Here is a 13278-nt window from a genome sequence, read left to right as displayed (position 1 = left end):
AGCCTCTCCTTTTCATATTCAATTGGAACATCGGAGTAATGCCGCTAATGTCGCTAATATCGCCTGCACTCATACAACCACCACCTCCTTGGAATCCGTCTGCACCTATTATACTAAGCCTCGGCTCATTTGGCATCCTAAATTTCCCAAACTAAAGTTTCCAAACAAAAGTTCCTCAGTGTGGGACTACCGTGACTCCGGAGAAGTTTTGGGCTTGAGGTCCTCTTTCGTCTAAATTTTCTGCTTCTCCACCATCTTGTAATATAACCCCTGTTGGGACAGTAGTTCTGCCGGACTTCCTTGCTCAACAATGCGGCCCTTATCCACGACCAGGATGACATCTGCATTCTTCACGGTGGACAGCCTGTGCGCGATTACCAGGATCGTCGGCTTCCCCTTCAGGCTCAGCAGGGTATCGTTCAGGTCACTCTCTGTCAAGGCGTCGAGAGCTGAGGTGTACTCATCCAGCATCAGAATCCGGGGTTCACTCATGAAGGCCCGTGCTAATAGAATCCGCTGGATCTCGCCGCCGGAGAGATTGTCGCCGTGGTTCTCCACCTGCTTGTCATATTGTTCAGGCATGGATAGAACAAATGGGTCTACATGGGCAAGGTTAACAGCAGTGCTGAATTTCCGCCATGTCTCTTCATTCATGTCTTCCTTCTGCAAAGGATAAATAATGTTGTCAAGAATGGACTTGTTCCATAACACTCCCTTTTGCGGGGAATAGCCGACATATCGTCTTAGTTCATGAATGTCCAGTTCTTGGATCGGAACGCCGTCCAGGCAGATATCTCCTTCATCCGGCTCTATGAACCTGTGGATCAGCTCGAATATCGTAGATTTTCCTGAGCCGCTTAATCCAACAATCCCCACGAAGGCTCCTGGCTGAATCTCCAGATTAAAGTCCGTGATCCCAAAAGAATCTGCCGGAGCGTACCGGTACGAGACATTCCTCATCTGCAGGAGGGGGACACGGCTATAGTCAGGAGCGTTAGCTCCCGATCCGATTTTCTCCAGTTCAAGGATGTCATTCAGGTTGTTAATAATGACCGTCATCCGGCTCCTATCGATGTTCAGCGTTAACAGCGACTTGAAAATGTGATACAGCCTTGGAAGAATCACAATGAAGGCCAGCAATGTGCCTGGTGAGATGCGGCCTTTTAGAATCAGGAACAGACTATAGCCGTAAATGATGCCCGTAATGATGGAAATGACCGTATCCGCGACCAGGTTCAACACCACATGATGAAATAGCCTGGACTGTCTGGATATCCTCCACGCCTCGTCATTCCACTCCCTCCAGCGCTTCTGCTCTGCCTGATGTCCGTTACACCTGTGGACCGCCTTCAGATTCGTGAAGAAATCATTCAAATAATTGATGCCCTTATCCAAAATACCATGATACTGCTTATCCAGGCGCTCTGTCTTGCTCCTGAAGCGCTTGAAGCCGTACATACATAGAGGGAATGAGAGGATGGCCGCGAGTGTAAGCTCGGTACTCATCGAGAACATGATCCACAGGGTAGCGATCAGCAGAATAGCATTCGATACCATGGACATCAGGGTGTCTACCACGAAAATTTCACACAGCATCCCCACCTGCAAAGTGATCCGGTTGATGATTTCGCCCTTGCCGATGCTGTACACGTTACTTGGCCGGGTCTGGAGTACGTCAGAGAACAGCCGCAGGCGCAGATTCTTGGATAAATGGTTACCCAACTCATTATTGTAATAAGAGGTGACGCTGTTCAAGGCGGCGTAGATTACGGGAATTAGAATAAGCAGGAGCATATAGAATGCAGCCGTCCCGATCTGCTTGTCTGGCAGGATGTCGTCGAACAGGTCTTTGAACAGGAGGGGCTGAAGAGTCGAGACCAATGCGGCTGAGATATTGAAGAATAGAATCAAAAAAAGAGTTCTCTTGCTGTCAGACAATATCTCCTTAATCAATGTCCGGGTCGGATTCATAGGCATGCAGAACCTCCTTCAAAGGGCGCAGATTATGTAATCATAACGGATCGGGAAGATGGAATTAACCTGCCTAATAATAGTAAATCACCTTACATATTATAGAATTACTGTCGGTTTACGGTCGCCAAAAAGCCAGCGTCCATGAGGGTTCGCTGGCTTCTCAGTTCTTGTATGAATTACTTTCCTTCCTCCGCCCGCCAGATCCCGGCCGCTGTAGACGAGAATCCGCACTTTTCATAGAATTCCTTATGCTCACGGCTATAAGTGAGGGTAACAATTTCCAATCCGCGTAAGGTGGATTCAGCTAATAGTTTTTTTACGAGCTGCTGTCCTACTCCACGCCTCTGATAATCTGGATGGACGATAATGTCCTCCATATACCCGTGCTCCAGACCCGTTCCGGCAACATAGCCAAAAGCGATGAGTCTCCCTTCGGGATCTCTGGCTCCCGCCCAGAAATTGCATCGCTGAAACAGGGCTGGATAGTCAGAGTCTCTTCTTGACCAGCCCACGGCTTCTCTTAAACCGGGAACCTCCTCCGCGCGAATGTCCAAGTTAATCTGAATCATTTTCCAGATACAACACCTTTGCTTTTTTGTCGTAGGCAATCAGTTCCGCGTACCGGCCCCAGTCGATCAGGATATCCAGTTGAAGTGCGGCTTCCTCTGCCTCAAAATGCTTCTCAAAAATCTCCACGAAAAAGGCCCGTTCCATCTTGTTATTAGATTTTGATTGCAGAATCCAGATGATTTTGTCCATGATCGGAACATGCTCCAGCACCTGGGCCTTGAAAATTTCCTTGCGCAACAGGACGCTTGCATCGGCGAATTGATGTCCAACCTCTGTCAGCTCGATATCTCCTTGCAGAATCGTAGCAAATTGCAGCATTTCCACCGCCTCGACGATGGGCAGGAAATCTTCCAGTTTCAGACTTAATTGATCGGCCAGCTTGTACAAGTCCACTTGTTGACCCAGATCGTCAATCAGTTCAATGAAGCCTGTGAGGGCGCCTGCCGGAACCGGTGGTATTTTCTCGATGGTATTTTGCTTTTCTTCGGCCGGACCGGCAGGCTTCACTTCCCTTTGGGTCAGTATGGAATAGATGCGGTCCACCAGCGAGGTGAACTGCGGCTCTTGCTTATCCCGCCAGTGCGGCAGCGCAATGGGAATATCGGAGACCACACGGGCGGGATCTCTGGATAAGACGATCGCCCGGTCTGACATATAGACAGCTTCCTCTATACTGTGGGTGACCATAATAATGCATTTGGTAGGAATTTGCCGCTCCGTCCACAGCTCCAGCAAGTCGCGTTTCAGATTCTCTGCGGTCAATACGTCAAGAGCCGAGAAAGGTTCATCCATCAGAAGAATATCCGGCTCCATGACGAGCGCCCGGCCGATGCCCACACGCTGGCGCATCCCTCCTGATAATTCTTTGGGGTATGCCCCTTCAAAGCCGTCCAGACCAACCATATCGATGACAGCGAGTGCTTTACGCATTTTGTCGGCTTCGCGCAGCGGTTTGTTCTCCAGTCCCAGCTTCACATTCTCAAGGACCGTAAGCCAAGGGAATAATGCAAACGATTGGAACACCATCCCGACGCCCGGATTTGTACCGGTTATCTCTTGTCCATTATAGAGCACCGAGCCTTGAGAAGGCGGCACAAGACCTGCGATGATGCGCAGAAGCGTCGATTTCCCCGAGCCCGAAGGTCCCAGGATCGAGACTAACTCGCCTTCTTTAATCTGAAGGTTGATATCTTCCAGAATACTCACATTTGCCTGCTTCGGCTGATCATAACGTTTGGTGATTTGCTTTAATTCAATCAATGCTGTGGTCATGTTCTACACCTCTAATCCAAGTGATATTTGCTTTCAGCTAAGGCATACAGCCTGCGCCACACCAGACGGTTCACGATCACAACGAGCAAGCACATGACGAGAATACCCCAGATGATCTCCGGCCAGTTCCCGTTCGTGGTGGCTTGCGCAATGAATGTACCTAACCCGGCTGCCTGCAGATCTTGATCCTTCCAGGAGACGATTTCGGAGACGATGCTGGCGTTCCAGGCGCCTCCGCTTGCCGTAATGCAGCCAGTGACGAGGAAGGGGAAAACAGCGGGAAGAATGAGCGTCTTCCAGGTCTGCCAGCGCGTCAATTTCAGAGTTACCGCGGCTTCCTTGAGATCGGAAGGAATGGCCATCGCCCCGGCAATCACATTAAATAATACATACCATTGTGTACCCAGCATCATCAGCGGAATGGCCCCAATCTCCATCGATATTCCAAACTTCAGGTACAGAATCGTGAATATTGGAAACGCCATGTTGGCCGGAAAAGAAGACAGGACCTGTACAACAGGCTGAACAATTCTTGACAGCCGCGGATTTGTTCCGATGAACACGCCTACAGGCAGCGTCCAGATTACAGCCAGCAGTGTTGAGACGACTACCCTCAGTGCGGTCAGCAGGCCGAGGTACACCACATGAACCAGCTCGCCCCAGCTTAATTGGGCAATCTCGAGAATGCCTGAATACAAATACTTGAGCATCAGCACAGCGGCCGCAGACAGGAATAGCCATTGAAGGGCCTTTTTGACCCTTGACGGGACATGAGGCAGCTTCAACTGTGCGCTTCGGGTGGCAAGCCGCAGGAATCCGTCATGAACGCCGCCGTGCAGCTTACGGTTAAGATAATGAACAAAGCTGGCCCGCTTCAGAAGCTCTAACACCCAGGAGGTTGGCGCTTCGCCTGCTTCCGTCTGTTCATTCTTGAATTTCTGACTCCAGGCAATCACCGGACGCCAGAATAATTGGTCTACCATCACAATCAGCACAACCATCGTCAGGATCGCATAGATAAGCGCCCTAATATTGCCGTCATCTGCGGCCAATGCCATGTATGTCCCGATTCCAGGCAGATGCAGATCCTGGTTCAGCACGCTGATCGACTCACTGGCTGCGAGGAAAAACCAGCCTCCGCCAAATGACATCATGCTGTTCCATACCAGACCGATCATCGAAAAGGGGGCTTCCAGCTTCGTGAACCGATGCCATCCGCCCAATCGGTTCATCGCGGCAGCCTCATTCAGCTCGCGCGGAATCGTCTTAAGGGAATGATAATAGCTAAGGGTCATATTCCAGACCTGGCTGGTAAAAATAGCGAAGATCGAAGCTAGTTCCACGCCGAGCAGGCTGCCCGGGAACAAGGCCATGAAGGCCAGTACTGTAGCCGACAGGAATCCAAGTACAGGAACGGATTGCAGGATATCAATGGCGGGAATCATAAACTTCTCTGCAGTCCGGTTATACGCCGCGATGCGGCCGTACACGAAGGTGAAGATCAGGGATGCTCCAAAAGCGATAAACATCCGCAGCAGCGAGCGGCCTGCATAATAAGGCAGCCATTTGGGGTCCAGACTGAGCGAGGACAGTTCCTCTGGATCTAAAGGTACCTGCATCCCCGAGCCTAGCTTCGCTGCGGCATACAGGACGGATAACAACAAGGAAATGACGAGAATATCCGCCCAGCCGAATGTTCTTTTTGGATTACCATTATTGAATAAATTCAATTGCATCGTGAACAACTCCTATCTGAGCTAAATCAAAAAAACTCTCCTCTGCATCAGCAGGGAGAGTTGCACATTCCTTCATTCATGAGAAATATAGGGCTGTCCGATTCAGCCATCAAGAGGGCCCTGAAGACAGACTGAATAAGACAGACCTATACTGCAATGGGGAAGGTTGTGCTTCCTGCTTAACTGGAACCTAAAATTCCTAGAACCGCATATTCGACTGCTACTGTCCATCATCCGTTCTCCCCTTCCCGCATCCATATAATAAATTGCTAAGTCGCATAATTAACAATAGTGGCTTCCCCGGTGCGCTCATCGTAGGCAATCCATAATTCATCCCCGGCTTCTACGCCATACACCGGTTCTATAGATTGCCGGATCCGGTAGCTCTGTCCGCCGCGTTCGACGGTGATCGTGGCGAGCGGCCGGTCGCCGGTCGTTCCCCGGTAGTCGACCGATCGAACGCTGGCACTGCCTTGTTTGCCTTGCAGAAGCCGCGATTGAAGCGCAACCTCCTCCGGCTTTGCAGTTACGGGAACTACCGCGCCTACAGTGACTTCCAGATTCTCCGGGACGAACTGGCTGTTCACCTTGCTCAGACGTTCCTGCCCGTTCACCATCACTATCTCAAGCAGCAGCAGATCCTGGCCGGCAATCTTCACCGGCAACCGCTGAACTCTTGTAATTTCAGCCTCTAAGGTGAGCTGGGTTGCCGGATCACTCCGCTCCGCAGGACCATATCTCAACAAACGGGCGTTGCCGCTTGTGATTATCAGATCTGCCCGTTCTCCGGTACGGTAGACGAAGCCGGAGGGCTGAACCACAGGCACACTGTAGCTTTGGCCTGCTGCCTCAAAGTGCAGCAGCAGTGCTTGCCCGCGGTTTACAGGTCCGCAGGCTTCCATCTGTCTTAAGACCGCATCATGAATGATCCGGGGAGGCGCCTGGTTCTTAAGCTCGCTCTCCCGTACCAGGATCGCCTTATGCTTGCTCCGGTTATAGCTAATCATCACCTGATCGCCTGGACGGATCGGGTTCAGATAAGAGATGACCTGCTTGATCTGGACTTCCTTACTCTGGCCCTGGTCCGTGAAACGGACGGTAAGCCGGACCTGTGGTTGTCCGTTGACCAGCATCCCCGTCTCGGCCAGATTCATAACCGTGCCTTGAATCAGAACCCCCTCGGCCAGCTTATGCCACCGCTTACGGATGAGAAGCTGTGGCAGCCAGAGTAGTCCCACCACCATCAGTAAAGGAATAACGAGCCAGATCACCCAGTTCACAACCAGGGCATTCCATGTCAGCACATAGTTCTTGAAGGTCGCTGCAGATAATTGATCCTCCCCGGCAGCCATCTGCCATTGCTGCAGCTCCCCGTTGCTGATCTGTCCGCTAAGCCCCTCCTTGACAAGCAGCCAGCCTCCCAATGAATCAGGACTTGAATAGTACAGTGTATCATTATTCGCTTCTTTATAGAAGCTCAGCTTCGGATCTTGCAGCTGATCGTAGGATAATGTCTTAAGCGCGGCATTGACATTCGTAAATTCCCCGGTCTGCCCATGATACAAATAACCATGTACGGCACCATTGATTTCATCTTCCGTGGTGGACCCGGCAATCAGCGTCTCCTGGTCGTTCAGCGGGAAGAGCCTGGCCTGATAGACCGGCTCCGGAGTCTTGACGGCTTCGCCCCATTTACCTGCGGCCTCATTATAATAGTGAACCTGTTTTGGATATTCGCTGCTTACCCGCAGTAGCCGGGTATTGTCCAGTCCGAACTGCGCGGCAAACTCCTGCCCTACCCTCTTCTGCGCTTCGGGAGCACTCTCCTGCTCCCACTTCAGCCCAAGTAGAGGTATGCCGTCCTTGCCGAAGAGGGCAGAAGCATAAGCAGTACGCCCGTCCTTGAGTCCCAGTTCATAGAAGGGAAGCTGATACCCGTCCATGAAGCTGAAGGAGGCTTCACGGATCGAGACCGGCCGTGCGGGAAGCCCGGCTGATCCGTTCAGATTCGCGTAATGGAGCTGAGCCTGGCTGACTTCTGCCACATGGACCGCTGAGCTTTTATCCGCCCCGGCGAACAGTAATCGGCCCCGCCATTCATGTCCATCCGAGCTCAGAAATGTTGGAATATTAAAGCTTCCCTGTACCAGCTCTTTTGCGCCATCCGCCGGATCAATAACATTCACCTGCAGACCTGTCTTATCTTTGGTTGCGATCACCAGCTTACCGGCCTGATAAGAGACCAGCCGCTGCCGGTGGATGTCCGAGCGCAGCTCCACCTCCTGCTCAGCCTTACGGGTGCCAGCGTCATACAACGTCGCCATCAGCCCGTTGCTGCTGTCCGTGACCGCAAGCACCTTCTTGCCCTGGTCCAGATAATACAGCGCTTTGACCGGGTGCAGGCGATCCGCTGCATTGCGCACATAGCCGGAATAATCGTTCCAGACCAGGAAGCTAAGGATCACCGCAGGAATCCAGAATACCAGAGTAAATAAGGATAAATATGTTTTTCTCATCGCCTGCTCGCTCCTCTGCACGTTACAAGATATGTATATACGTCATAAATGCAATTTATGTAGGGTTAATGGCGCAAATACGCCATTGGATACACGCTTACTATAACCTTCACCTGAAGGTTCAAGCATGAATCGGCTAGAGGCTTTTTTTGCGAAAAAGGCAGGACTTAAAAGGCTCAAACTCAAAATTAGCGTTTGTCATACCAAGAACAGGCCAAGAATAAGTGATGCTTACTTAATGAACGATTGATTGAAGCAGGCATGAACACTAAGAAAAGTTCTATATCCTTTAATATTTGTTCCGTGTATATTTAAAATTACATGTTCATGGAACCATCCTCGTAACTAAACTGCCAAGTAATCCCGAATTTATCTATTAAGCCACCGTATAATTTGGACCAAAAGGTTTCTTGAAGCTCCATGACTACAGTGCCGCCTACTTTAAGTTTATCGAATGCAGCTTTAATTCTATCCATGTCAGCATTAACTAAGGAAAGGCTTATATTATTTCCGGCAATAAATGGCGAACCTGGATAAACATCAGAGAACCTTACATTGCTTCCATCAATATTAAGTCTTGAGAGCATAACTAAATTTTTGGCTTCTTCAGGAAGAGGATAGTCTGGATGAGGGGGGAATTCTCCAAAGGTCATAAAATGGTTTTTTTCTATCCCAAAAACCTCTGCGTAAAACTCAACGGCTTCACGAGCATTCCCATTAAAAATAAGATTAACATCAACTGACATTCGTTTCACTCCTTAGATTTTTAAATAGATTATTTTTAATGTTAATATACTTAGCGTCCCTAAGTCCAGCGGCCTTGCCATTCAATCATTAGTCTGTTCTTAGGCATCCCGGTTACGGTAACAGGCAACCGCTGTGGCCCAAAGGACCAGTGTCCAGCTCATTAAAATAGCCGCCCCCTGCAAAGAGGGAAGAACGTTCAGATCATTAGAGGAATGCCGCATATACATAATCTGCCCAGCCTTATCCGGAAAAAATTCAGGCAGCCAATCTCTCGACAATGGACTGACAATGAAATAATAACTGAGCAGCATCACTACAGCAGGGGTGGTTCGTCTTAATATAGCACCTACCGCTGCACTGAGCAGTGCGGTTAAGGTAAGATAGCCTGTTGCACCTGCTAAGGTCAGTATCACTGTGTCTATCTCGGCCATTAGTGCTTTGTCTTCAAGCATGATAAAAGCATATAGCACACCTGATGCGGCACTAATAAACGCTGCAGGAAGGGTAATCATCGCTAATACCAGCATCTTCGCGGATAACTGAACACCTCGCCAGGGCATCACAGTTAGAGTCGTTCGTATCTGTCCGCCCGTATACTCGGAGCAAGCCGCTAAGATCCCCAGAATAATGAACCCTGCCTGAAGATAGCTCATCGAGGCAAGTCCTGTATTCAAAATACTTTGCGTTCCTGCTGCCCCTTGCAGAGCAACCGAAGTATATGCTGCGGCTATCACGAAGTTAAGAATGAATGTAACCGTAAGAGTGAGTTTTATCATCGGAAGGGTAACTAATTTATCCAGTTCAGCACCAAAGATTCGTGTAATCTTCCTGCCGGAAGAGATACTCATGCTGCAACATCCCTCCTATGGAACACAAGGACTGCAAGTATGAGCAGCACGGCTACCCAGGCAAACATGATTAAGCCGCCAGTGAACGGAGTGTGATATTGAACGAATAAGGGGCTTGTCCCCGGGGTGTGAACCCCGCCGCCCGTAAACATGAACATCTCAAAGCCAGCCCGGTCCGGTAAGTACAACGCAAGCTTGGTAACCTTGTACAGCAAGACACTGAAGGAGACAAGAGATGAATTAATTAGGAGTACAGCAAGCGGGATGATGCCATTCTTAGTCAGCAAAGTCAACGCAAGGGCGAATAGTGCCGTGAATGTCCAGTAACACACTGCACCGATCAATCTGGACCCTTCAAATTCAGGTGTATAGTCCCCAAGAATGAGCTGCGTTGCTGCCACCGTGGTTAGAATGGCCACCATACTAAGCAGCAGGCTGATCACTGTCACTGCACCTGCTTTGGCCAGCAGGAAATGAAGCCGGGATGGAACCGCCGCTAGGCTTGTGGTTATCTGTTGTCCTCCACCCGCTTCACTGCCCTCTGTCACATATTCACTGCTGACCGCAAGCACGCCAAGAATAATGGCACCTTGAACACCAAGACCTAATCCGCTATAGCCCATTTCGGGCAGCCGTGTGCTAATTCCAGCTATAATCGCCTCTTTCTCGGCTATGGCGTCCAAGGCTGCAATGACTGCCGGGGCGAGCGCTCCAATCAGACAAGCGAGCCAAATGCCCGGCAGAGAGAATAATTTCGACAGTTCTGCGTGGAATGCTCTCATGCACCGTCACCTGCCTGCCTGGCAGTCAGGGCGAAAAAGGCTTCTTCCAGCGAGGAATGGCGGCCTATGACCTCGTCCAAGGTTCCGTCTGCAACGATGGTTCCCTGCTTAATAATCACCACATCGTCAACCGTCTCGGCAAGCTCTCCCATGAGGTGACTGGAGAGTAACACGGTGTTCCCGGAGGCAGCGCGTTCACGCAAGAAGGTCCGAATCCAGCGGATTCCTTCGGGGTCAAGACCGTTGACAGGTTCATCCAACACCAGCAGCTGCGGATCGCCAAGCAGAGCTGCTGCCATGCCAAGTCTTTTCCCCATCCCCAGGGAATAATTCCGGACCCTTTTGCCGGCGGCGTCAGACAGACCTGTTAGTTCCAGCACTTCCTCAACCCGTGAGCGGGGCAAGCCTGCGGCGCGGGCAATCCAGTGCAAATGTGCCCGTCCTGTCCGCATAGGGTGAGCGCCGGAGCCATCCAGTGCCGCACCTACTGTAGCCAGGGGATGATCTAATTCTGCGTATGGCTTGCCATGAATGAGCGCACTGCCGGAGGTGGCCCGGTCGAGACCGAGCAGGATACGGAGGGTGGAGCTTTTGCCTGCGCCATTTGGACCCAGAAAGCCTGTGATCCTGCCAGGTCTCGCCCTAAAGCTGATCCCCGATAAGATGACCTCTGCTCCGCGATGTTTGACCAGATTATGAATCGTAAGCAACCATAACACTTCCTTTCTGTTATGGCTCTAATGATATCGAAGCAAAGTTACATCCCGGTGATCCGCCTGTTTACTTCCGGGTTAACTTTAGGTTAAGCTCTGCCAATCGTTACGCTCGTGCCGTTCACATTGGAGGCGAAGTCAGCGTTCAGCTTCATCTGGTTCAACATATAAATTGCAGTCGATAAGCCCATCCCCGCCCCATGCTCATACGAAGAGTTATCCATCCCCGGGCCTCTGTCGGCCACAATGATCCGTTCTTGTTCCACATCCGCCACAATGTTAGCATATCTCCCCTCTGCGGCATGGCGCAGAATATTCTGGAATACATTATCCAGCACCCGTGTCATCCACTTAGGATCTATTCTCCAATAAAATGTCTTCTCTGACGGCAGATCAACCTCGAGCTGAATTTCGTTCTCTTCAAATACCGGATACCACGCCGCAACAGAGGCTCTTACTAAACGGACCATATCTGTGGGGGCAGGCTCAAAGGGATATTTCCCTGCTGTAAGCAGCGTATACGAGAGCAGATCGTCCATTAAATCCCCGACTCTTGTAATGGTATGGTTGATCTCAGTCAAGGAGTCTTGCCCCTCCAGGCTGATGGGTTCTTTATTTAACTTGGTGACATGTCCTCTCAAAATGGTAAGTGGCGTCCGTAAATCGTGAGATAAATTCGCAATGAGCCGATGCCGTAAAAGCTCCTCTTCAGCTTCCCGCTTGCGGCTGTCTTGAAGCTGCTGGATCATCCAGTTAAAGGAGTCTCCCAGCTGGTCTATCTCATCCATACGATCCCTTTGAACCAGGACGGGTTCGGGGAATGAATGGTGATTCGCTGAGAAGGACATCACCTCCTGTAATCGGGTAAGACGTCTGCGAAGCCTCAAGAAGAACAGCCATGAAATAACAACGAAGGCGACTATAATGAAACAAAACAACAGCAGCGTGACGTAAAACAGAAATAACGTATTGACCTTATTCCCATGGGCAGTAGTCCCAAAGAATGCTGAGATGAAAATAAGCACCATGGGAGGGAGGAAGATAAACAGAAAATGCACTTTAAGAAAACGGCGGAATAAGGACCGGTTCTGTCTCATAGCTTCACCCGGTAACCTATTCCTTTTAATGTTTCAATAATCTCCGCCGAGTCCGGGTGGCGTTCCAGCTTCTGGCGCAAGCGGTGGATATGTACCAATAATGTTTTATCGCCGGTGATATATACTTCTCCCCAAATGGCTTCATAGATCTGTTCTTTGGTCAGGACTTGATTAGGGTGGCGTAAGAAATACATCAAAATCTGGTGTTGTTTCCCGGTCAGGATAATTTCTTCTCCCGTGCGTTTGTCGTATATCATCTGGACATGCGGATCTACTTCAATATCTTCTCCTAATGAAATACGTTCGGAAGGAATTCCAGCGCTTCGGCGGATTAATACTTCCAGTCTTGCCACGAGTTCATCCGTATGGAAGGGCTTCGTTAAATAGTCGTCGGCAAATTGTAGGCCTTCTACCTTATCATCTATTGAGGTTCGGGCCGTTAAGAGTAGAATAGGCACAGCAGGCGCCGCCTTTTTCAAGCGTTTGCCTATAGTGAATCCATCTAAGCCCGGTAACATGATATCCAGAATAACGACATCATACTGCGCGACCTCAGTCTCTGCTCCCTCACCGGACAACAGCCACTGTACCGTATATCCCCGCTGCTCCAGCTCCTCTTTGACCCAAGTGCCGATTTTCTCATTATCTTCAATATAAAGTATGCTTGTTCTCAAGTGATTTCCTGCTCTCTATTAATCTCTGCTGCTCTCCCTCCATATTATACTGGTTAATCAATTCATCCAATACCATGGATTGCTTAAGGACCGCAGGGTGCTGAAGATCATGATGTTTCTCCGCCAGGATGTGAAGCCGGTTCCGGGCACGTTCAATACGGACTTGCACGAGCATATTTCTGTTCACCATAGAATCCTCCCTTTATGCTATCTTAGGATTTTATGACAGATAATAGGATGTCTGTTTAATGGCACAAAAATAGGCGCCCCCGAAACGTCAGGAGCACCCCTGCATATATTCGCGAAAATGATTAAGTTCCCCAACCATGCCCCATCGTAGTCACCAAGG

Annotated in this window: 12 protein-coding genes; all 12 read right to left on the bottom strand. The window is 50.1% G+C overall.

What is annotated here, in order from left to right; genetic code table 11:
* Window positions 1–231 precede the first annotated feature (231 nt).
* Entirely contained in the window at window positions 232–1977 is a 1746-nt protein-coding gene (locus NST43_RS14760; protein WP_339225080.1) for an ABC transporter ATP-binding protein, read from the bottom strand.
* A 173-nt stretch (window positions 1978–2150) separates the two neighbouring features.
* A complete protein-coding gene (locus NST43_RS14755) occupies window positions 2151–2543 on the bottom strand; it encodes a GNAT family N-acetyltransferase (RefSeq protein WP_339225079.1) in 393 nt (130 codons plus the stop codon).
* Window positions 2530–3816, bottom strand: coding sequence for a nitrate/sulfonate/bicarbonate ABC transporter ATP-binding protein (locus NST43_RS14750; RefSeq protein WP_339225078.1), 1287 nt, complete (start codon window positions 3814–3816; stop codon window positions 2530–2532). The genes NST43_RS14755 and NST43_RS14750 overlap by 14 nt, the downstream gene beginning before the upstream one ends.
* A gap of 11 nt (window positions 3817–3827) precedes the next feature.
* Window positions 3828–5552, bottom strand: coding sequence for an ABC transporter permease subunit (locus NST43_RS14745; protein WP_339225077.1), 1725 nt, complete (start codon window positions 5550–5552; stop codon window positions 3828–3830).
* A 269-nt stretch (window positions 5553–5821) separates the two neighbouring features.
* Window positions 5822–8068 carry a hypothetical protein gene (locus NST43_RS14740; RefSeq protein ID WP_339225076.1) on the bottom strand — a complete coding sequence of 749 codons (2247 nt, stop codon included), beginning with the start codon at window positions 8066–8068 and terminating at the stop codon, window positions 5822–5824.
* Between the two features lie 317 nt (window positions 8069–8385).
* The gene (locus NST43_RS14735) at window positions 8386–8814 is read right to left on the bottom strand and encodes a VOC family protein (protein ID WP_339225075.1); all 429 of its coding nucleotides are present in this window, start codon (window positions 8812–8814) and stop codon (window positions 8386–8388) included.
* Window positions 8815–8913: 99 nt separating this feature from the next.
* Complete coding sequence (locus NST43_RS14730) at window positions 8914–9663, bottom strand: ABC transporter permease (RefSeq protein WP_339225074.1); 750 nt, start codon at window positions 9661–9663, stop codon at window positions 8914–8916.
* Window positions 9660–10445, bottom strand: a complete 786-nt coding sequence (locus NST43_RS14725; protein ID WP_339225073.1) for an ABC transporter permease — start codon at window positions 10443–10445, stop codon at window positions 9660–9662. The genes NST43_RS14730 and NST43_RS14725 overlap by 4 nt, the downstream gene beginning before the upstream one ends.
* The gene (locus NST43_RS14720; protein WP_339225072.1) at window positions 10442–11155 is read right to left on the bottom strand and encodes an ATP-binding cassette domain-containing protein; all 714 of its coding nucleotides are present in this window, start codon (window positions 11153–11155) and stop codon (window positions 10442–10444) included. Before NST43_RS14720 ends, NST43_RS14725 begins: the two co-directional genes overlap by 4 nt.
* Before the next feature lie 92 nt (window positions 11156–11247).
* Complete coding sequence (locus NST43_RS14715; protein WP_339225071.1) at window positions 11248–11946, bottom strand: HAMP domain-containing sensor histidine kinase; 699 nt, start codon at window positions 11944–11946, stop codon at window positions 11248–11250.
* Window positions 11947–12251: 305 nt separating this feature from the next.
* On the bottom strand, window positions 12252–12929 hold the full coding sequence (locus tag NST43_RS14710; protein ID WP_339225070.1) for a response regulator transcription factor: 678 nt from the start codon (window positions 12927–12929) through the stop codon (window positions 12252–12254).
* Window positions 12904–13119, bottom strand: coding sequence for an aspartyl-phosphate phosphatase Spo0E family protein (locus NST43_RS14705; protein ID WP_339225069.1), 216 nt, complete (start codon window positions 13117–13119; stop codon window positions 12904–12906). Before NST43_RS14705 ends, NST43_RS14710 begins: the two co-directional genes overlap by 26 nt.
* Window positions 13120–13278: the final 159 nt, after the last annotated feature.

This window comes from Paenibacillus sp. FSL H8-0332 (assembly GCF_037963835.1).
In the GTDB taxonomy this organism is placed as follows: domain Bacteria; phylum Bacillota; class Bacilli; order Paenibacillales; family Paenibacillaceae; genus Paenibacillus_AQ; species Paenibacillus_AQ rhizoplanae.
Note: the sequence above shows the minus strand (reverse complement) of the source record. Positions and strands in the feature narration are given on the sequence as shown.